Below are 19,612 nucleotides of genomic sequence, written 5' to 3' on the forward strand. Positions count from 1 at the left end.
TCGGAAACTCGTAGCGCTGCAGCTCGTATGGTTTCGATGTTTCACGCGTGAAACGTGTTGTCCCCTCATCCGTCGTGAGGTACTCATAGGTCTCGGTCCCGTATGTGACACCACGAGGCGACCAGAGAACAGATGCCCCCTCCATGGCACCTGCGGTACCGACAATTCCAGTCCCATCATCATGCAGGAAGGCGATATAACCTTCACGCACGCGATAACCTGTCTTATCTACCGAGTCTCCATTGCTGATGCGCACGACGATGTTCGCTTCGCCCGGACTGACTTGCTCAATCGAGACAACACGAATATCCCCACCTGCTGAACACGACACACACAGTAACGCCGTAAGAGCGATCACCATGCACGTTACCGCATTTTTCACCATTGGCATTTTACCAAATAGTCTTGTAATTATAGGGTAATGACCCAACAGTAAGATCCTTGGGATAAACTCCCATGCCACCATTGCCATCAATATCAGTCCCCGTCGCCCTCATATAGGCAAACCAGACCAGCTGCGAACAATTCAATCGATGAGGATTCATTCCTTTGTTCACAGCAAAGTTAATGCTATAGGGACGCTCAAGAAGGTTATTATAGGCGTAGTCAGCAGCCGCATCCTGAGTTGCCTGCGACACATGGTAGTAAAAATACCGTGTCCCCGAGAGGACCCTTTTATCCCACACCCATTTCCAATGCGACACCTGGCCCAGACCGGGCGCTTCGACAATCCAGTCATTCCCACCAAAAATACCTACGTGCCCGGCTGGCCACACAGGCTCATAGAATACGTCACCTTTGTAGTCCGACTTACGCAGCTCAGTATCCCGAGCACCTGATCCACGCTCCGAAATCCCCGACCTGCGTTGAACGATCTGATTGTCACGAGCCTGTTCCAGAGCCTCTACAAGCACAGTACGCACATCCTGTCCTGACTCAGCCGACCACGCGTGCGCGCCTGCGAGGATGTCATCGACGCCCACACCCGGTACATATTCCTGGATCTGATGCGCAAGCTCCTCCTCAGTCTGCCCAGCGGCATACCCAGCAGATGGGAGAGACACAACCAGCAAAGCAGCGGCCACCATCGCAAAAAATCTCGATTTGTAGCTCATGATCCTCATCCAATTTCACCATTGAAACGAACGATACAATCAGCACCGTAAGAAAAGTGTACAGCATTCTGTGGCTACAGTTCAACGGTTTACCAGAACTGACAAGCAACCCGGCGTACGCTGCATGCACAACTATGACACCCATCCGGCACACCGACCACGAGGCGTTACCGGCCTCGTCCCTCCCAGACGAGCGGAGCGGACAGGGATCTCGCGTTACTGTGCGCCACCGTCCCAGCCCGGACGCAGGGCAAAGGATTCGATCTCTCGCTCATGGCCCGACGACAAGAATCCGCCCGACGTCCGCAGATACTTCTCCAGCTTATTCGTTGTGAAGACCTCGCGGAGCTCTCCCCCATCCCACGGCTGGTAGGAGAGCGTGACGACGTGCTCGCGGTAGCGATCTTCAAGCGCGTAGGCGCCTGTCTCAGTCACCTGGAATAAAGTCGGATGCGACACGGTCTCCGCAGGGATAGTGAAGAGGTGACGGGCCTGACCGCTCCTGAGATTGACCGTGAAGGCATGGCCCCTACTACTGATGAACCTGTACTCGTCTCCAACCTGAATCGCCTGATAGCCGAAGATCGTCAGATCGTTGCTCAGCGTGATCTCATCGCCATTCTCATCGAGGACAGGGATCACCGTGCGCTGCCCCGTCGACAGGTCCCAGCGCTGCAGAACCATGGGGCCAGTCGTTGCCATCATGCCAAAGTCACGAGCAGCGGCAGGATCGTCCTGCACCATGCTCGGCAGCGTGATGACATCCCCCTCGCAGGCGAACATGAATTGCCCTGATTTCAATCCCTCAATCATCGGTGCGGTGGCGAGGACTCTGGGCGCATCGTCGACGGGATCATCCAATTGCACGACAGCCGCGAGTTTCTCCGGATTCACAGGGTCACCCGACTGAGGCGTATAGGCCTCGTGGGCAGAGGCCTCGATGCTTTCGGATTCCTCGGTGTCGGTGATCGCCAGAACCCGCGCACCGCACAGTCCAACATCCCCTTTTGTGTCCCGTGTTTCCGCGCTTGTTATGGTTCCATCGAGCTCAATGGTATCGACCCGATAACCCCAGTTCCGCGACGCGCTAAGGACCGCGATTCGCCCATCGGGGAGCTCATAGCGCTTATATTCCAACGACCGATCAGCCGGGCGCGGGATACGTTGTGTTCCACTCGCCGTTGTCAGAAACTCATTGTTTTCTTCACTGTAGGAGAGGCCACGCTTAGTCCACGCCAAGTCCCCCACAGTCCTCTCATCGATAAAACTCAGGTCAACGTTACCCTCCTCGTCAAGGAGCCCGATCCCACTATCGTAGGTTGGCTTTCCGAGGCCCGACACCGACCGTCCCTCACGCATCCACACAGCCATCACAGCATCCCCCGTGCTCAGCTTGTCGACCGGCGTGCTCGTCGGAGCAACATACGCCTCGCAGCTCGACAGGAGCACAGCCGCCGACAGAGCCGCCGCAACAATGCCGCACCGGCGTGCGCCCCTCGAACTCAACAGGAGACCGCGTCGTCGCGCCTGCGTCTCCGTCGGCAGCGAGCCGGTGGCGTTAGCGTTCATCATCGATTCATCCTCGTCTATGCGGCTAAGGGCGCTTCCACGCCCACCCCCAGAGTGTAGAGGACGAGGCCGAGGCGGCCCCGGCCTCGTACCCCCTTTCCGATCAGGGAAGCGCGATGCCGATAGGATGAGAGCATGACGATTACGGCGGCGGCAGACGGTTCTTCCCTCGGCAATCCCGGGCCCGCAGGGTGGGCCTGGTACGTGGACGAGGACACGTGGGACGCGGGCGGCTGGCCGACGGGCACCAACAACCTGGGTGAGCTGACCGCCATCCTGCGCCTGCTTCAGGCCACCGCCGACACCGACGAAGAGCTGCACATCCTCGCCGACTCGCAGTACGCGATCAACGTCGTGTCCAAGTGGCGGCTCGGCTGGAAGAAACGCGGCTGGACGAAAGCCGACAAGAAGCCCATCAAGAACCTGGAGCTCATCCAGGAGATCGACCGCGCCATGGAAGGGCGACGCGTCACCTTCGAGTGGGTCAAAGGCCACGCCGGGCACCGCATGAACGAGCGCGCCGACGACCTCGCGCGCGCGTGCGCCGAGGCCTACCAGGCTGGGCGCACGCCCGAGCCGGGACCGGGATTCGGGGGCGGCTCGTCACGCGGCGCTGCGTCCGCGGGCCAGGCGTCCGGGGGCGCCGCCTCCGCGTCCGCGGCCGTTGAACCGCACGACGCTGTGGAGTCCGGCGCGAGCACACCTGCCGGAAAGCGTCACGCCGAGGCCGACAAGGCCGCCGCTGCGCCCACGCGCCCGAGCGAACACGCGGAGGAAACCGCGACCGCACCGACGTCTACGTCCGCTTCACACGCCGCCTCCACCGACGGAGCCACGACATCGACTTTCCGTTCTCACCCCAGCGTTTTCTCCGCACCCACAGAGGCTCGCGAACCAGCGGAGGCGGCCCCGGCCTCGTCCGTGAGCGCTCCGACCACCGAGGACGCGATCGCCCGCGAGCGCGAGTTCATCCTGGCGTGGACCGGCGGCGACGAGGAGGCGCTGGCGGCCATGACCGACGAGCGCACGACGCGCATCTGGCCGGGTGGCGCGGCGACCACGACGCTGGCGGGGTCCTCGCCCGCCTCCCCAGCTATCGGCCGCATCGACGCGCACGACCTGGGCGGGGCGTTCCTGACGCGCTACCGGGTGCGCTGGGAGGGCGGCGCGTCGCTGGAATCCAGCGTGTGGGCGCCGGCGACCTCTGGGGACGCGTGCCTGGTCATGGTGCACCACCAGTCGACGCTGATCGGCTGAGCCGGGGCGTCATGTCGTGGGCGAACTCGGCGGGCGTGCATTCGCGGGCGGACACAGCTTGCAGGTACAGGGTGCGTCGAATAATCCCGCGGGGCACTACTTCGCGGTCATGCGCGGTACGTACAACCCTCTCTTGCAATCTCGCACGTAATTTCCTCCGGTCAGTTTTCGCCTACGCCCAGAAACGTTGGAATTGCAACAACCATATTTCAATTACTGAAAGATTGACAGGGAAATTACGTGCGACATTGTTGGGAAACCGCTCCATGGCCGTGGCCGCGACGCGGATAGGTTGCTTCTTGACAGCCAGTGCACGCGTCCCCCCTGGAGCTCCAGTCGGCCGAGTGCACCTCATGCGGATAGGTTACGACGATGCGGATAGGTTATGCGCACGCGGATAGGTTATTAAGGTATCCGGATCCTCGTAACCTATCCGCATAGCCTTTTCCTATCCAGAACTCAACCTCCTATCCAGGACACGCAGCCACACCCACCAGAAGACCGCCACGCGATCTGGTCATGATGCCGGCGAACGGCAGCGGCGAGCCGAGTATCTCTCCAACCTCCCCCAGTCAGCGCCACAAGGGGCACTTCGCCCGTGACTTAGCGCTACACCCGATCAGTGGCAGTGCCCCAATCAACAAGAACAAACGCGGCATCTGCAGGTCAATCGATGCCACCATCACAAGCAAACTGCACGAAGGACGCCGCCGGGTCGAGCTGAATCAGGAAATGTCCAGACGCGCCGATCCCCTGCTGTGTGGAGAGCGCCGCGCGACTGCTAATCCAGGCTGCGGCGCCCGTGGGCGGCGGCAAGGCCTGGCCGGGCTTCGAGATCGATCACTCCGAGCCTTTAGGCTCGCGTGTGGCGATCTCGCGGGCGGGCCGCCGCCCACGGCGCACCAAGCAGCCCGGCCCGGCAACGTCAACCCCTCCGGCGCCCGGAAAACAGCCGGGGCACACAGCAACAAGCACAGCAACGGGGGCGCAAACCACCGGCCTGCGCCCCCGCTCAGACCCCTCCGCGAGGAGCCACGACGCGCTTACAGCTTGGCGCCCTCAAAGCTGAAGATGTCGAGGAACTTGCGCGCGCGATCCGAGGACGGGTCCGCGAAGAACTTGCGCGGCGGGTCGACCTCGACGATGCGTCCCTCGTCCATGAAGACGATGCGGTCGGCGATCGCGCGGGCGAAGCCCATCTCGTGGGTGACGATGAGCATCGTCATGCCGGTGCGCGCCAGCTCGAGGACGACGTCGAGGACCTCGCGCACCATCTCCGGGTCGAGGGAGGCGGTGACCTCGTCGAGGAGGAGGATCTCGGGGTTCATCATGAGGGCGCGCACGATGGCGACGCGCTGGCGCTGGCCGCCGGAGAGCTGGCGCGGGTAGTCGTCGGCGCGGTCCGCCAGGCCGACGCGCTCGAGCAGTTTGAGTGCCCGCGCGCTCGCGTCGGCGCGCGATTCTCCCGCGACGAGGCCGGGGGCGAGCGTCAGGTTCCCCATGACGGTCAGGTGGGGGAAGAGCTCGTAGGACTGGAAGACCATGCCGATGCGGCGGCGCACCTCGGGCCAGGAGACGCCGGGCGCGGCCAGGTCGGTCCCGTCGAAGATGATCTGCCCGGAGTTGATGGGCTCGAGGCCGTTGATGGTGCGCAGGAGCGTGGACTTGCCGCAGCCGGAGGGGCCGATGATGACGACGACTTCACCGTCGGCGACGTCGAGGGAGACGCCGCGCAGGGCGTGGTGCCCGCCGGGGTAGGTCTTGTCGAGGTCGACGAGGCGCAGCTGCGGGGTGTTCGGAGACGAGGCCGTGGCGCGCTCGGGCGAGAGGGCGGCGGTCGGGGCGTCGGCGAGGCGTTCCTGCGGGTCGGAGGTCAGTTCTGCCATGTTTTCTCCATGTGGCGTGAGAGGAGCGAGATGGGCCAGCAGATGAGGAAGTACAGCGCGAAGATCAGGCCGTAGATCCACAGCGAGGCGGTCGGGTAGTTGAAGCGGTTGGCGTCGATGATCTGCTGTCCGACTTTGAGGACTTCGACGACGCCGATGAGGACGACGAGGGACGTCGTCTTGATCATGCGGGTGATGAGGTTGACGGCCGGGGGCGCGAGGGCGCGCAGGGTTTGCGGCAGGATGACGCGGCGCATGGTCTGCCTCGGGGTGAGCCCCAGGGCGGACGCGGACTCGTACTGGTGGCGCGGGATCGAGATGAGCGCGCCTCGCACGAGGTCACCCATTTCGGCGCCGCCCCACAGGGTGAAGACGAGGACGGACGCGGTGATGCCGTTCAGGTTGATCCCCGCGACGCGCGTGAGCCCGAAGTAGGCGACGAACAGGAGGACGAGCTGGGGCATGATGCGCACGAACTCGAGGTAAAGCTGCATGAGCCAGCGCAGGGCTCGCCAGCGCGAGCGCATGCCGAGGCCCACGAACACGCCGAGGATCAGGGACAGCACGACGGACAGCGCGGAGATGCCGACGGTGACGCCCAAGCCCTCGAGGATACGCACGAGGTTGCGGCCTTCGAAGATGACGTTAATTCCCAAATCCGCCACGGCGCACCTTCTTTTCGATCAGTCGGGCCGCGATGGACACGGGCAGGAGGATCACCAGGTAGGCGAGGACCAGGAGGACCAGCGCTTCGGAGGTGTTGTAGGACATGCCGATGAGGTCTTTCGCGACGTACACGAGGTCGGGCAGCGCGACGACCGAGACGACGGAAGTTTCCTTGATGAGGAAGATGACGTTGGCGGCCAGCGGCGGCACGGAGGTCGCGATGGCCTGCGGCAGGGCGACGTGGCGCAGCGTCTGCGTGCGCGTGAGGCCGAGCGCGGAGGCTGACTCCCACTGGATGGTGGCGATCGAGTCGAGGCCGGAACGCAGGGCCTCCGCCATGTAGGCGCCGCCCAGGAAGATCAGGCCGACGATCGCGCAGGTCTCGCCGCTCCACTTGATGCCCACGCGCGGCAGGCCGAAGTAGATGAAGAACAGCTGCACGAGCAGCGGCGTGTTACGCGACAGCTCGACGTAGGCGGCGCCGATCTGGGAGGCGATCGGGATCCGGTAGTGCCGGATCGCGGCCACGAGCAGGCCGAGGGCGAGGGAGCCGACGATGCCGATGGCCGCGATCCTCAGGGTGAGGATGGCGGCGTCAACGTACATGGGCGCGTATCGCGCCAGGATCTCAAGATTCATAAGCGAAGTCTGGGACGAGGCCGTGGCCGCGCCAGGCGATCACCCGCGGCGGGACCCGTCAGGGGGCCACGGCCTCGTACCCGTATTAGTTGGTGGAGGTGGTGTCCTGGCCGCCTTCGACGACCAGGTCGTCGGGGGTCGCGGCGTCACCGTAGACGGGGGCGAGGGTCTGCTCGTAGTCCTTGTGGAAGAAGTTCTCCTTGCCGAGGTCCACGAGTTCGTTGTTCAGCCAGTCGAGGAGGGCGGTGTTGCCCTTCTTGACGGCGGCCGCGATGTAGCTGGTCTCGCCCAGGCTCTTGATGCCGACGCTGAAGCCGGGGTGCGCGATCGCCCAGGCGATGACCTCGGTGTTGTCGGTGGAGAAGGCGTCGCCGCGGCCGTCCTCGAGGGCCTGGTAGGCGTCGGAGTACTGGTCATACTTCTGGAGCTTGACCTCGGGGTGGTTGGCCTCGAAGTAGGCTTCGGCGGTCGTGCCCTTGGTGACGATGAGGGTCTTGCCGGCCAGCTGGCTCACGTCGGTGATTTCAGCCGAGGTGGGCGAGACGACGCCGAGGGAGACCTTGAAGTAGGGGTTCGCGAAGTCGACCTTTTCGGCGCGCTCGGGCGTGACGGTAAAGTTCGCGAGGGTGATGTCGACCTTGTTGGAGGCGAGGACCTCGGTGCGGGCGGCGGCGTCGACGGGGACGTACTTGGCGGTGACGCCCAGGTCGGCGGCGATGCGGTCGCCGTAGACGACGTCGTATCCGGCGGGCTTGCCGTCGGCGTCGATGTAGCCGAAGGGGGCCTTGTCGGAGAAGATGCCGATGACGATTTCGCCGGCTTCCTGGATCTGCTCGGGGGTGCGGTCTCCGACCTGCGCGCCCGAGGAGGACGAGGCGGAGCCCGCGCCGCCGGAGCATGCGGCCATGCCGAGGGCTGCGACCATGGCGACGGCGGCCGTGGCGAGTCGGAGGAATGGCTTCTTGCGTGCGTGAGCGGCGCTCATGATGGCTCCTGATCTGCGGGTTTGAATGAACGACGCCGGGGCGTTCGTCCTCGGCGTCGGTGTCGATGCTTCCACCGCTAGCGCGCATTTGCGAGGGGTGTTTCCCGTTTTGGAACTATGTGACAAACGAGCGCGGTGACAAACCGCGGAAATCCGGGACGGGACCAAGGGCCCAACAAAACGTGGAAGTCATCACGCTAAGGTGCGCCCGCTCGCAATTGGATGGATCGGCGCGCGAAAATTGCTCCCATGCCCAAGCTACCGCGCACGACGAATCTCCCTGTGCCGGCTAGCCCTACCCGCCGCGAGATCCTCGAGGGTCTGCGCATCACGGCGCCCGTGGCCGCGGGATATATCCCCCTTGGCCTGGCATACGGCGTTCTGGTTATGCAGCTGGGCTTGCCGTGGTGGATGGCGCCCGCCCTGTCGCTGGCCGCCTACTCGGGGTCGGCGGAACTGCTCGTCGTCACCCTGGCCGCACAGAACACACCCTTAGCAGTTATCGCTGTCACAATGCTGCTGGTGAACTTCCGCCACCTGTTCTACGCATTCTCATTTCCGCTGCACATGATCGAGGGACGCGTCGCACGGTTGTTCTCGATATACGCTCTGGTCGACGAGGCATACGCTCTGACATCCGCGCGCCCGAACGGGTGGACGAAGCCCCGCCTGTTAGCCGCGCAGGTCTGTTTGCACCTGACATGGATCACGTCTGGCGTGGTGGGCGTGCTCGCCGGGTCTCTGATTCCCACGCAGATTGAAGGATTGGACTTCGCGCTCACGGCCTTGTTCATCACGCTCACGCTGGACGCGGCGCGCACGAGACGCGAAGTGCCCTCGATCCTCCTGGCAGGCGCATCCTTCGCGGTGGCTATGGTGGCGCCGGGCCAGCACCTCCTCGTCGCGCTCCTCCTTTTCGTCGCTTGCTTGGCGGTGCGCCACGTTCTCCATCGCCGAGGCGTCCTCGGCTCTCCCGATCCCCTGCACTCGGGTGATACGCCCGAGGCGGGCGCGGGTGACGCTGGCGCATCCGAGGCGGGCGCATCCGAGGCAAGGCCCGAGGAGGCCTTGTGACGCCGTCCCTGCCCTATCTGTTGGGGATCCTCCTGATCGTCTTCGTCATCGACTTCACGCTGCGCGCGCTGCCGTTCAAGATCCTGGAGCCGCTGCGCGACTCTCGCTTCGTCGAGGACATGGCCGTGTGGATGCCGCCGGGCATCATGGCGATCCTGGTCCTGTCGACGCTGTCCCAGGGCGCGCAGGCGGGCGGGCGCTGGTGGGCGGCGCTGGCCACGGGCGTAACCGTCGCGGTGCACCTGTTCAGCGGTCGCAAGCTCCTGTGGAGCGTCGGAGCTGGTACGGTCTGTTACATCGCGCTGCTGAACTGGCTCTGAGCCCCCCAAAGTCGCACGTAATTTAACTTGGTCATTTTTCGAGACATCCCACAAACGTTGCAATCCCAACGATGTGATTTCAAAGTCTGAAATACTCGCGGGGGAATTACGTGCGACATTGTTGGGGAACCATGCGGGATAGGCTGCCGCGACAGGCCCCCACTGGAGTCCCGACGAGAACGCGCGGCGGGAGGACCCAGCTGCGACGCCAGTGGGTGTCGGCTGGGCCCGGCCAAGCTTCGAGCCCAGCGCCAGAAAAATATCGCACGCAATTCGATTGCCTGAACTTTCAACATTCGCCACAAACGTTGCAATCCCAACGATGTGATTTCAAAGTCTGAAATACTCGCGGGGGAATTACGTGCGACATTGCTGGGGAACCATGCGGGATAGGCTGCCACCACGCACAGCCCGAGCGGAAGGCACCGAAGGGCTCGAGCAGATAGACACCACACCCCAACCCCGCGCCCCCTAAAAGTCGCACGTAATTTAACTTGGTCATTTTTCGAGACATCCCACAAACGTTGCAATCCCAACGATGTGATTTCAAAGTCTGAAATACTCGCGGGGGAATTACGTGCGACATCGCTGATCGACAGCCACAACTGGGCTCCCGCAGCAAGCCGCCCCGCCCGAATGCCGCCCGACAACAAACGGGCACAACGCACGGCGGCAAAACCGCTACCATTGTGCCCATGCACACAGAGTCGTACCTGCACCACGGACACACGGTCTACGAGCATCGCCTTCAGGTCCCCCTCGATCACCTGCGCCCGATCGGCCAGGACAACCCCACGATCGAGGTCTTCGCACGCGAGGTCGTGCGCAAGGGCCACGAGGACTCCCCCTACGCGGTGTTCCTGCAGGGCGGCCCGGGCTACCCGAGCCCGCGTTTCGGCACGTTTACCGGCGGGTGGATGAACCGTCTCCTGCAGGACTACCGCGTGGTGCTCCTCGACCAACGAGGCACGGGCCAGTCCACGCGCATGGACGCCCAGGCGCTCTCCCACCTGGCCACGGACGAGGACAAGGCCGCGTACCTGCGCTACTTCCGCCAGGACCAGATCGTCTACGACGCGGAGGCGCTGCGCCGCGAGCTGTGCGGGGATGACCCGTGGACGACGCTCGGCCAGTCGTTCGGCGGCTTCATCACGACCTCGTACCTGTCGCTGGCCCCCCAGGGCCTGAAGGCGAGCCTGATCACGGGAGGCCTGCCCGGCCTCGTCCACGTGGACGACATCTACCGCCTCACCTATGAGCGCACGGCGGCGCGCAACCGCGCATACTTCCGCCGCCACCCGGGCGATGAGCGCACGGTGCGCGAGCTGTGCGCGCACCTGGCGGACACGGAGGAGACGCTGCCGACGGGCGAGCGCCTCTCCCCCACCCGCCTGCGCATGATCGGCATGATGCTCGGCGGCCAGGGCAACACGGACCAGCTGCACTACCTGCTCGAGGGCCCGTGGACGTCGGTTCGAGGCGAGCGCCGCCTCTCCTCCCAGTTCCTGGCGGCCATCGGCGCGCAGGTGGACGTGGCCCCGATTTACGGGGTGTTCCAAGAGTACATCTACGCGTGCGCGACGCCGGACCTGGCAGGCACGGCGACCCTCTGGGCGGCGGACCGCCTGGCCGAGGAGGTCCCGGGCTTCGCGAAGGACGCGGACCCCCTCGACGACAGCGAGCCGTTCTACCTGACGGGCGAGCACTTCATGCGCCGCGTCTTCGACGAGGACCCGGGCTTGGCGCCCCTGAAGGGCGTCGCGCAGATCCTCGCGTCGACGACGGAGGCCACGCCCGTGTACCTGCCGGACGTGCTGGCGCAGAACACGGTGCCGGTCGCGGCAGCCGTCTACTACGACGACATGTTCGTGCCGCGCGAGCTCTCCCTGGATACGGGCAATCTGATTGGTGCCTGCCACTACATCACGAACGAATACCAGCATGACGGTTCCGCCTATTCTGGCGGAAAGGTCGTCTCTCACCTGCTTGACCTGCTCGCGGATTGATCCGCGCGACACGAAATGAAAGGATTAACTATGACGTCGCCTCAAACTTGTTCGTGCCCCGTGACAGCGGTGCTGACTCCGACGCGCGCGGCGGGCCTCGCGGTCGGTGCGGGAGCGACGCTCGCCTGGTACGCGCTGCCCGATGTTGTGCGGTCGCGCCCGTTGCGGGGCGTCATGAAGGCGGGGCTGCTGGGGGCGATCGGCTGGTCGATTATCGCGCTGATGCCGCCGGACGGCGAACTGCCACCCTACGACGATGAGACGGATTGTTCGAATCCTTCGGAGTCGTGGGATGATCCGCTTGATGGCGTCAACGAGGCGGAGCCACGCGAATTGGCTGTCCTTGCGGGTGCTGGGCTCGGGTCGGCGGTTGTGACGGTGGCCGTGGAACGGTGGCTGTTCCGCCGCGGTGAGCGCCGCCGCGCTGCGGGCGTCCGTTTCGCTCATACCAGGCAGGGGCTGGCTCTCGGGGCCTTGGAGGCGGTCGCGACCGTTGCGACGCTGGTCGCGGAAGCCAAGGGGTGTTGCGCGCCGCGCGCATAGTCAGAGTCGGCGTCCTGCGCTTTCGGCGTCCTGCGCTCGGCACGAGGCCTGGGCACAGTTTCGGGGCGCCCGCAAGCCTGCCGCGCGCCCGCATGCCTGCCGCGCGCTCGCACGCCGCCCATCGGGGCGCGGTGGGCGGCTCTAGTTGATGCCGCTCATGATGCAGATGAGGAAGAAGCCGACGATGACGACGGCGTACACGCAGGCGATGGCCTTGGCGCGCAGCTCGGGGAATCGTCCGCCGAGGCGCATGAAGGATAGGCGCACGCCTCGCGGCAGGGTTCGGTTGAACGTGGAGATTTGGGCAGCCATGTAGGCGCGAACGCCGACGACGGAGGCGATGTAGAGCAGGAAGACCCCCCAGCGGGCGCCGGGGAAGAGGGATCGGGCGACGCCCACGTAGAAGAGGAGGCAGCACACGCCGGAGGCGGCGGCGAACTTCCCGGCTGTGGTCACCACGGCGCGCACGCGGCGCACCATGGTGCGGTAGGCGGCGGCGACGGGGGGCTGGATTTCGATCTGGTAGGAGGAGCGTCCCGCGCCCCTGAGGGGGAGCAGCAGGCTGTCGTATGCGAGCTTCGCTTCCTCGCAGTCGGGGTTGAGTTTGTTGGCCAGACGGAAGGCCCATTGCGCGGCGTCGGCGTCGGCGAATGTGGGCGTCGTCATGGCGAATACGATAGTGCCCGTGTGCCCTCCTGCGTGAGCGCGTCCACGAAACGCACCTCCCCGGGTGAGCGCGCCGGGCCTACCCCGCGGGTATCCTGAAGGGAGCAGCGCGAGGCAACCCCGGCCTCGTCCGTTCAACACCGCACTTAGAGGAGCCCCCATGGCGACCGAGCCCGTGTTCGAGGCCATCAACTGGAACAAGATCCAAGACGACAAGGACCTTGAGGTCTGGGATCGCCTGACGGGCAACTTCTGGCTGCCTGAGAAGATTCCGCTCTCCAACGACCTGCCGAGCTGGAAGACCCTCAACAAGGACGAGCAGCTCATGACGAACCGCGTGTTCACGGGCTTGACCCTCCTGGATACGCTTCAGGGCACGGTCGGCGCGGTGTCGCTGATCCCGGATGCGCGCACCCCGCACGAGGAGGCCGTCTACACGAACATCGCGTTCATGGAGTCGGTGCACGCGAAGTCTTATTCGTCGATCTTCTCCACCCTGCTGTCCACGGAGGAGATTAATGAGTCTTTCCGCTGGTCGAACGAGAACGCGGCCCTGCAGAAGAAGGCTGAGATCGTCAAGTCGTACTACGACGGCGACGACGCGGAGAAGCGTAAGGTCGCCTCGACGATGCTGGAGTCTTTCCTGTTCTACTCGGGTTTCTACGCGCCCATGTACTGGAGTTCGCACGCGAAGCTGACGAACACGGCTGACCTGATTCGTCTCATCATCCGCGACGAGGCCGTCCACGGCTACTACATCGGCTACAAGTACCAGCTGGCCGTAGGCGAGTCGAGCCAGGAGCGCCAGGATGACCTGCGCGACTACACGTATTCGCTGCTGTACGAGCTCTACGAGAACGAGGAGCAGTACACGGAGGACCTGTACGATCCGCTGGGCCTGACCGAGGACGTGAAGAAGTTCCTGCGGTACAACGCGAATAAGGCGCTCATGAACCTGGGGTATGAGGCCTTGTTCCCGCACGACGCGACTGACGTGAACCCGGCTATTCTGGCGGCCTTGAGTCCGAACGCGGATGAGAACCATGATTTCTTCTCCGGTTCCGGCTCGTCCTACGTGATGGGCGAGGTCGTGGACACGGAGGACGAGGACTGGGATTTCTGATCCGATCGGGCATCTGATCGCCGGTGGTGCGGCCCGGGCGCGGTTCGCGGGGGTCTCGCTCGTGATGTCGGCGCGGGCTGCTCAGTATCCGCGATACATGGGGGGCACCGTCGTGGCGCTTGCAGTCTGATCGTGCCTGCCCGTCGTCACCACCAGACGACGTTCTTAGACTTTGTATCCTCCACCACACTTAATATCACACGCGCAACATCTACATCAGTCGCCACAGACGCATCATGACGCGGTATTCCCCGTCATGACGCGCCTTGCCAGCGAGCACAATCACCTCCCGACAACACGAACATCACGACTGATGGGTTACCCACACTAATTATCGCGGCTAAACTGGGAACGGAAGCAGCCTCGCTTCCACACACAACGTACGTCGCGCACATCGCGCGGGGGAATGAGGAGAACACGACTATGAGTATCTTCGACCGCTTCGAGAGCGCCGTCGAGCGAGGCGTCAACGGCGCCTTCTCACGCGTGTTCCGGTCGGGGATCAAGCCCGTGGACATCACCACGGCGATCCGCCGCGCCATGGACGAATCCGTCCAAGAAGTCTCCGCCTCACGCATCATCGCCGCGAACCACTTCACCGTCTACGCCTCGCGCACAGACCTCACCTCCCTCGAGGCATCCCTCGACGTCCTCGCCGACGAATTCGCCCAGCAGGCCACCGAACACGCCGCCTCCAACGGCTACTCCCTCCTCGGACCCGTCACCATCGAGTTCATCGCCGACGCCTCCGAACCCAGCGGCACCCTGAAGGTCGACGCCGAAAACCGCCGAGGACCCGCCGCCCCCGCCACGGCCTCGTCCGCATCCCCCGAACACCCGATCATCGACGTCGACGGCGAAAAGTGGCTCCTCACAGAACCCGTCACCGTCATCGGACGAGGCTCCGAAGCCGACATCGTCGTCAACGACTCCGGCGTCTCACGCCGCCACCTCGAACTACGCATCACACCCACCGGAGTGATCGCCACCGACCTGGGTTCCACCAACGGGACCTTCGTTGAAGGCCACCGGATCGACGCAGCGACCCTGCTCGACGGCAACCAGATCGTCATCGGACGTACCAAGATCCTCTTCTGGACACACCCAGACCAGAGCGGAGTTTAATGAAGTGACCACTGACCTCGCATTTACCGTCTTCCGCATCGGGTTCCTGGTGCTGCTCTGGCTCCTCGTGCTCGCGGCAGTCAACACGCTGCGACGCGACATCTTCGGCACCGTGGTCACCCCGCGCGGCAAGGGACGCGACAAGGCCGCTTCACGCCGTAAAGCCTCGCGAAACAAACGCAAGGATAAGAAGCGCACCTCCACCAACCCACTGGCCCCCAAGGACCTCCTCGTCACAGGAGGCCCCCTCGTAGGCACCATGCTGCCCCTAGGCGAAGCGCCCATCGTCATCGGCCGCTCCCCAGCGTGCACCCTCGTCCTCGAAGACGAATACGCGTCCAGCCGCCACGCAGCACTCACCCCCCAATCCGACGGCTGGTGGATCGAAGACCTCTCCAGCCGAAACGGAACATTCATCGACGACGAGCGCTTAAACACCCCTCGCCAGCTCAAGGTCGGCGACATCATCCGCATCGGCCAGACCACGCTCGAATTGGTGGGTTGACATGTCAGCAAAAGCCGTCCAATTCCACTACGCCGCCCGCTCCGACGTGGGCCTCGTGCGCTCCAACAACCAGGACTCCGGCTACGCCGGCGCTAACCTCCTGATCCTCGCCGACGGCATGGGCGGACCAGCCGGCGGCGACATCGCGTCCTCGGTAGCCCTGGCGCACCTGGTACCCCTCGACACGGACTCACACCCCGCAGACTCGATGCTGCCCCTCCTGCGAGAGGCACTCCTCGACGCACACGAGGAACTCACCGACCGCTCCAGCCGCGACCGCGACCTCGAAGGCCTAGGCACCACCTGCATCGCCCTCATGCGCTCCGGCAACCGCCTGGCCATGGTCCACATCGGCGACTCGCGCGCCTACGTGCTGCGCGGCGACACCCTCACGCAGGTCACGACCGACCACTCATTCGTCCAATACCTGGTCGACACCGGCCAGATCACGCCCGAAGAAGCCGAACACCACCCCAACCGCAACGTGGTGCTGAAAATCCTCGGCGACGCACAGGCGGACGTGGCACCCGACGAAACCATCCGCACCGCAGTCGTCGGCGACCGTTGGATGCTGTGCTCCGACGGCCTGTCCGGCCTGGTCTCCCCCGAGACGATCGGCCAAGTCATGGCCGACTTCAAGGACCCCGGCGAGTGCGCAGAAGAACTCATCCGCCTGGCCCTCCTGGCCGGCGGCCCAGACAACATCACCTGCGTCATCGCGGACATCGTCCCCGCCGGCACCTACCCGCCCGCGCCCCCGCAGATCGTCGGCGCCGCAGCCATCGACCGCAACGCCAAGTCACGCGGAGGCGAAGGGGCGGCAGCCCGCGCGGCCGCTCTGGGAGCAAAGGCCTCGGGCGGTGTGACTGACGACGGCGACGCCCCCCTCGAACTCAAACCACATTCCTCTTGGTGGACGCCCATATTCGTCTCCCTCGTCACCGTCCTGGTGATCGCCGCCTCCTGGATGTCGTGGAAATGGACGCAGACCCAGTACTACGTGATCGGCCAGGACGGCTACGTCGTCATCTACCAGGGCATCCCCCAGTCGATCGGCCCGTGGAAACTCTCCCACGCGATCGAGGTCTCCGACGTCGCACTGTCCGACCTGCCCCCCGTCGACCAGCAGCGCCTCGAAACCCCGGTCCTGCGCTCCACGCGCGCGGACATCGACGCCTACATCGCGGGTCTGAAGCGCTCCGCGGTGACGCCAGCGCCTACGCACGAACAGTCCGGCGCCCAGAACCCCCAGTCGGGTGAGGGGCAATCGGGCGCACAGAGCGGAGGCAACTCCTGATGGCAACCGTCTCGATCGCCCCCGCCCGTCCGCGCCGTTTCCTTGAGCTGGGCCTCATGGTGCTGGCCCTCGCGGTCGGCATTTCCGGCTACGTGCTCACCTCCCTGAACTACACGGGCGCGGTTCCCGCGAACCTACTGCCACAGGTCGGCGTGCTCGTCGCGCTCGCCATCATCGGCGAGATCGGCGTTCATTTCCTGGCCCCCTACGCGGACCCCGTGATCCTGCCGGTCGCGGTAGCTCTCACGGGGTTGGGTCTGGCGATGATCTATCGCCTCGACCTGTCGTACGCGCGCAGGGACGAGGCCGTGGTTGGTTTCCGGCAGGCGTTGTTCGTGGGCATCGCGATCGTCATCGCGGCCGTCATTTTGGTGATGCTGCGCGACCACCGGATGGCGCGCCACTACACCTACACCTTCGGCGTGCTCTCTCTTCTCCTGCTGCTGCTCCCCATGATCCCCGGCCTCGGCCAGGAGACTTACGGCGCGCGCGTGTGGATTCACCTGGGACCCGTCTCGATTCAGCCGGGCGAGCTAGTGAAGATCACGCTGGCCATCTTCTTTGCGGGCTACCTGGTGACGAACCGCGACAACCTGGCCATCGGAGGACGCAAGTTCCTGGGCATGCGCCTGCCGCGCGGACGCGACCTCGGCCCGATCATGGTGGTGTGGATGATCGGCATCGCCATCCTCGTGCTCCAGCGCGACCTGGGAACCTCCCTGCTGTTCTTCGGCCTGTTCGTCGCCATGCTGTATGTGGCCACGAACCGAGTGTCCTGGCTCGTCATCGGTTTTACGTTGTTCGTGCCCGCCGTGGCCATCGCTGTTCACTCGTTCAGCCACGTCCAGACACGCTTCAACATCTGGCTGCGCGCCCTGGATCCCGACGTCTACGAGAACGGCTCCTACCAGCTCGTGCAGGGCCTCTTCGGCCAGGCGTCCGGCGGCCTCATGGGCACCGGGTGGGGCCGCGGATACCCACAGCTTGTCCCGCTGGCTAACTCAGATTTCATCCTCTCGTCTTTCGCCGAAGAGCTGGGCCTGACGGGCATGGCTGCGATTCTCGTCCTGTACCTGATCCTCATCCAGCGTGGGCTGCGTGCCGCCTTGACGGTACGCGACGGCTTCGGCAAGCTCCTGGCGACCGGCCTGAGCTTTTCGCTGGCGATTCAGCTGTTCGTGGTTCTTGGTGGCATCACGCGCATCATCCCGCTGACCGGCCTGACGGCACCGTTCCTGGCCGCTGGTGGTTCCTCGATGGTCTCGTCGTGGATCACCGTTGCTTTGCTGATCCGTGTCTCCGACGCCGCGCGTCGTCCCGCTTCGACGCCGGCTCCGTGGAACTCGGGAATCCAGCCGGCCGTAGGAGTGGGTGAGTAGCGCGTGAACGCACAGATCCGCAAGATTTTCGTCATTGTCCTGCTGATGTTTGCCATGCTCGGCCTGGGCATCACGAACACGCAGTTCATTTCTGCTTCCTCGCTCAATGAGGATCCGCGCAACCAGCGGACGATCCTGCACGCGGCCGAAACCGACCGCGGACCCATCATCGTAGACAAGACTGCGATCGCCTCCTCCGAGCTCGAAGACGGCTCGAAGCGCTACACGCGCTCCTACACCGATGGTCCGCTCTACGCGTCAGTCACGGGCTATTTCTCCTCCGTGGGCAGCGCGTCCACGGGCATCGAAGCAGCCGAGGAGGACGTCCTCGATGGACAGTCACAGACCCTTCTTGGTCAGCGCCTGCGCAACCTCCTGACCGGCCAGAATCGTCAGGGTGGCGGCGTCGAACTGACGTTGAACTCCTCCATGCAAAAGGCTGCAGCCGACGCTCTTGGCGATCGAAAGGGTGCCGTCGTGGCCCTGGACGCTACGACCGGAGCGGTCCTGGCGATGTATTCTTCGCCCACCTACGACCCGAACCAGCTGGCCTCCTCGGACGCCACCGAGGTGTCTGCCGCGTTCGCGTCCCTGTCGAACGACGCCGATAGCCCGCTCGTCAACCGCGCGATCGGCGCACGCTACGCGCCCGGCTCCACCTTTAAGGTTCTCACCACGATCGCGCTCATCGAAAACGGCGTCGCCACACCCGAGACACGCATGCCGTCGCCGGTGTCGGCGACCCTGCCGAACACCGCCACTAACGTCTCCAACATCGAGTCCTCCACCTGCGGCGACGGCAACCCGACGCTGACCGAAGCCTTCGCCCGCTCATGTAACACGACCTTCGTGCTGGCATCCGAGCAGCTGACCAACCAGCAGCTCACGGACGTGACCAACCGATTCGGATTCGGGCGCGAATCGCAGATCCCGCTGAACGTTACGCCCTCGGTGTTCCCCTCCGATACGGATGCCGCCCAGCTCGCCATGAGCGCAATCGGCCAGTACACGGTCCAGACCACGCCCCTCCAGATGGCACAGGTCGCGCAGACGGTTGCCAACGGCGGCCAGATGATGGCCCCGTATCTGATCCAGTCAATCGTCGACGCCGACAACCAGGTCGTGCGTACAACCAGTCCGACGGACGCAGGACGACCGATTTCTTCTGACACTGCCTCCCAGCTATCAACCATGATGCAGGCCGTCGTCTCTTCGCCCTACGGTACAGGCACCACGATGGCGCTGCCCAACGTCGCAGTCGCCGCAAAGACCGGCACCGCGGAGACCGGCAAGGGCGACCGCGCGAACGCGTGGGCCATCGGCTTCGCACCCGCGGACAAGCCCCAGATCGCCTTCGCCGTCCTCGTCGAGGGCGACGACGCTGACCCCACGCCGCACGGCGGTGACGTCGCCGGACCGATCGCGCGAGCGGTCCTGGAAGCGGGGCTGAAGTGAGT

The 19,612-nt window shown here is 64.5% G+C and carries 18 protein-coding genes and 1 pseudogene; 11 read left to right on the plus strand and 8 right to left on the minus strand.

Annotation, left to right across the window (positions count from 1 at the left end; all coding sequences use genetic code 11):
- The 3 genes and pseudogenes from RYL44_RS04935 to RYL44_RS04945 all read right to left on the minus strand — a co-directional run.
- Positions 1 to 382: pseudogene (locus RYL44_RS04935) on the minus strand (hypothetical protein); the annotation flags it as partial.
- A gap of 10 nt (positions 383 to 392) precedes the next feature.
- On the minus strand, positions 393 to 1,115 hold the full coding sequence (locus tag RYL44_RS04940) for a hypothetical protein (protein ID WP_314975262.1): 723 nt from the start codon (positions 1,113 to 1,115) through the stop codon (positions 393 to 395).
- A gap of 216 nt (positions 1,116 to 1,331) precedes the next feature.
- Positions 1,332 to 2,687, minus strand: coding sequence for a hypothetical protein (locus RYL44_RS04945; protein WP_314975263.1), 1,356 nt, complete (start codon positions 2,685 to 2,687; stop codon positions 1,332 to 1,334).
- Positions 2,688 to 2,819: 132 nt separating this feature from the next.
- Between RYL44_RS04945 and RYL44_RS04950 the strand changes: the two genes are divergently transcribed.
- Entirely contained in the window at positions 2,820 to 3,941 is a 1,122-nt protein-coding gene (locus RYL44_RS04950) for a ribonuclease H family protein (RefSeq protein ID WP_314975264.1), read from the plus strand.
- Positions 3,942 to 4,984: 1,043 nt separating this feature from the next.
- Here RYL44_RS04950 and RYL44_RS04955 read toward each other — a convergent pair.
- The 4 genes from RYL44_RS04955 to RYL44_RS04970 all read right to left on the minus strand — a co-directional run bounded on the left by RYL44_RS04955 (position 4,985) and on the right by RYL44_RS04970 (position 8,117).
- The gene (locus tag RYL44_RS04955) at positions 4,985 to 5,827 is read right to left on the minus strand and encodes an amino acid ABC transporter ATP-binding protein (protein WP_314975265.1); all 843 of its coding nucleotides are present in this window, start codon (positions 5,825 to 5,827) and stop codon (positions 4,985 to 4,987) included.
- Positions 5,815 to 6,492: an amino acid ABC transporter permease gene (locus RYL44_RS04960; RefSeq protein ID WP_314975266.1), complete on the minus strand. Its 678-nt coding sequence runs from the start codon at positions 6,490 to 6,492 to the stop codon at positions 5,815 to 5,817. The genes RYL44_RS04955 and RYL44_RS04960 overlap by 13 nt, the downstream gene beginning before the upstream one ends.
- Positions 6,473 to 7,132, minus strand: a complete 660-nt coding sequence (locus tag RYL44_RS04965) for an amino acid ABC transporter permease (protein WP_314975267.1) — start codon at positions 7,130 to 7,132, stop codon at positions 6,473 to 6,475. The genes RYL44_RS04960 and RYL44_RS04965 overlap by 20 nt, the downstream gene beginning before the upstream one ends.
- A gap of 85 nt (positions 7,133 to 7,217) precedes the next feature.
- A complete protein-coding gene (locus tag RYL44_RS04970) occupies positions 7,218 to 8,117 on the minus strand; it encodes a cysteine ABC transporter substrate-binding protein (protein ID WP_314975268.1) in 900 nt (299 codons plus the stop codon).
- Positions 8,118 to 8,366: 249 nt separating this feature from the next.
- Here RYL44_RS04970 and RYL44_RS04975 point away from each other — a divergent pair, with 249 nt between their 5' ends.
- The 4 genes from RYL44_RS04975 (at position 8,367) to RYL44_RS04990 (ending at position 12,060) form a co-directional block, all read left to right on the plus strand.
- Positions 8,367 to 9,191, plus strand: a complete 825-nt coding sequence (locus RYL44_RS04975; RefSeq protein ID WP_314975269.1) for an AzlC family ABC transporter permease — start codon at positions 8,367 to 8,369, stop codon at positions 9,189 to 9,191.
- Positions 9,188 to 9,511 (plus strand): branched-chain amino acid transporter permease, encoded by a 324-nt coding sequence (locus RYL44_RS04980; protein WP_314975270.1) that lies wholly within the window; start codon positions 9,188 to 9,190, stop codon positions 9,509 to 9,511. Before RYL44_RS04975 ends, RYL44_RS04980 begins: the two co-directional genes overlap by 4 nt.
- Positions 9,512 to 10,206: 695 nt before the next feature.
- Entirely contained in the window at positions 10,207 to 11,517 is a 1,311-nt protein-coding gene (locus RYL44_RS04985) for an alpha/beta fold hydrolase (protein WP_314975271.1), read from the plus strand.
- A gap of 30 nt (positions 11,518 to 11,547) precedes the next feature.
- Positions 11,548 to 12,060: a peptidase S9 gene (locus RYL44_RS04990; RefSeq protein ID WP_314804350.1), complete on the plus strand. Its 513-nt coding sequence runs from the start codon at positions 11,548 to 11,550 to the stop codon at positions 12,058 to 12,060.
- A 141-nt stretch (positions 12,061 to 12,201) separates the two neighbouring features.
- Here RYL44_RS04990 and RYL44_RS04995 read toward each other — a convergent pair whose 3' ends face one another.
- The gene (locus RYL44_RS04995; RefSeq protein WP_314975272.1) at positions 12,202 to 12,726 is read right to left on the minus strand and encodes a hypothetical protein; all 525 of its coding nucleotides are present in this window, start codon (positions 12,724 to 12,726) and stop codon (positions 12,202 to 12,204) included.
- A gap of 160 nt (positions 12,727 to 12,886) precedes the next feature.
- Between RYL44_RS04995 and nrdF the strand changes: the two genes are divergently transcribed.
- The 6 genes from nrdF to RYL44_RS05025 all read left to right on the plus strand — a co-directional run bounded on the left by nrdF (position 12,887) and on the right by RYL44_RS05025 (position 19,610).
- Complete coding sequence (nrdF, locus tag RYL44_RS05000) at positions 12,887 to 13,849, plus strand: class 1b ribonucleoside-diphosphate reductase subunit beta (protein WP_314975273.1); 963 nt, start codon at positions 12,887 to 12,889, stop codon at positions 13,847 to 13,849.
- A 423-nt stretch (positions 13,850 to 14,272) separates the two neighbouring features.
- Positions 14,273 to 14,974, plus strand: a complete 702-nt coding sequence (locus RYL44_RS05005; RefSeq protein WP_073983814.1) for an FhaA domain-containing protein — start codon at positions 14,273 to 14,275, stop codon at positions 14,972 to 14,974.
- Positions 14,975 to 14,978: 4 nt separating this feature from the next.
- Complete coding sequence (locus tag RYL44_RS05010) at positions 14,979 to 15,479, plus strand: FHA domain-containing protein FhaB/FipA (protein WP_073983813.1); 501 nt, start codon at positions 14,979 to 14,981, stop codon at positions 15,477 to 15,479.
- Between the two features lies 1 nt (position 15,480).
- On the plus strand, positions 15,481 to 16,776 hold the full coding sequence (locus tag RYL44_RS05015; protein WP_073983812.1) for a PP2C family protein-serine/threonine phosphatase: 1,296 nt from the start codon (positions 15,481 to 15,483) through the stop codon (positions 16,774 to 16,776).
- Positions 16,776 to 18,155, plus strand: coding sequence for an FtsW/RodA/SpoVE family cell cycle protein (locus RYL44_RS05020; protein WP_073983811.1), 1,380 nt, complete (start codon positions 16,776 to 16,778; stop codon positions 18,153 to 18,155). The genes RYL44_RS05015 and RYL44_RS05020 overlap by 1 nt, the downstream gene beginning before the upstream one ends.
- A gap of 3 nt (positions 18,156 to 18,158) precedes the next feature.
- Positions 18,159 to 19,610: a peptidoglycan D,D-transpeptidase FtsI family protein gene (locus RYL44_RS05025; RefSeq protein ID WP_314975274.1), complete on the plus strand. Its 1,452-nt coding sequence runs from the start codon at positions 18,159 to 18,161 to the stop codon at positions 19,608 to 19,610.
- Positions 19,611 to 19,612 lie beyond the last annotated feature (2 nt).

The sequence above is a fragment of the Actinomyces bouchesdurhonensis genome (genome assembly GCF_963540955.1).
GTDB lineage: Bacteria > Actinomycetota > Actinomycetes > Actinomycetales > Actinomycetaceae > Pauljensenia > Pauljensenia bouchesdurhonensis.

Bases quoted from the DNA above. Each gene is read 5' to 3' on its own strand.
- RYL44_RS04940 (WP_314975262.1), bottom strand. From the start codon at position 1,115: ATGAGCTACAAATCGAGATTTTTTGCGATGGTGGCCGCTGCTTTGCTG.
- RYL44_RS04945 (WP_314975263.1), bottom strand. From the start codon at position 2,687: ATGATGAACGCTAACGCCACCGGCTCGCTGCCGACGGAGACGCAGGCG.
- RYL44_RS04950 (WP_314975264.1), top strand. From the start codon at position 2,820: ATGACGATTACGGCGGCGGCAGACGGTTCTTCCCTCGGCAATCCCGGG.
- RYL44_RS04955 (WP_314975265.1), bottom strand. From the start codon at position 5,827: ATGGCAGAACTGACCTCCGACCCGCAGGAACGCCTCGCCGACGCCCCG.
- RYL44_RS04965 (WP_314975267.1), bottom strand. From the start codon at position 7,132: ATGAATCTTGAGATCCTGGCGCGATACGCGCCCATGTACGTTGACGCC.
- RYL44_RS04970 (WP_314975268.1), bottom strand. From the start codon at position 8,117: ATGAGCGCCGCTCACGCACGCAAGAAGCCATTCCTCCGACTCGCCACG.
- RYL44_RS04975 (WP_314975269.1), top strand. From the start codon at position 8,367: ATGCCCAAGCTACCGCGCACGACGAATCTCCCTGTGCCGGCTAGCCCT.
- RYL44_RS04985 (WP_314975271.1), top strand. From the start codon at position 10,207: ATGCACACAGAGTCGTACCTGCACCACGGACACACGGTCTACGAGCAT.
- RYL44_RS04990 (WP_314804350.1), top strand. From the start codon at position 11,548: ATGACGTCGCCTCAAACTTGTTCGTGCCCCGTGACAGCGGTGCTGACT.
- RYL44_RS04995 (WP_314975272.1), bottom strand. From the start codon at position 12,726: ATGACGACGCCCACATTCGCCGACGCCGACGCCGCGCAATGGGCCTTC.
- nrdF (WP_314975273.1), top strand. From the start codon at position 12,887: ATGGCGACCGAGCCCGTGTTCGAGGCCATCAACTGGAACAAGATCCAA.
- RYL44_RS05005 (WP_073983814.1), top strand. From the start codon at position 14,273: ATGAGTATCTTCGACCGCTTCGAGAGCGCCGTCGAGCGAGGCGTCAAC.
- RYL44_RS05015 (WP_073983812.1), top strand. From the start codon at position 15,481: ATGTCAGCAAAAGCCGTCCAATTCCACTACGCCGCCCGCTCCGACGTG.
- RYL44_RS05020 (WP_073983811.1), top strand. From the start codon at position 16,776: ATGGCAACCGTCTCGATCGCCCCCGCCCGTCCGCGCCGTTTCCTTGAG.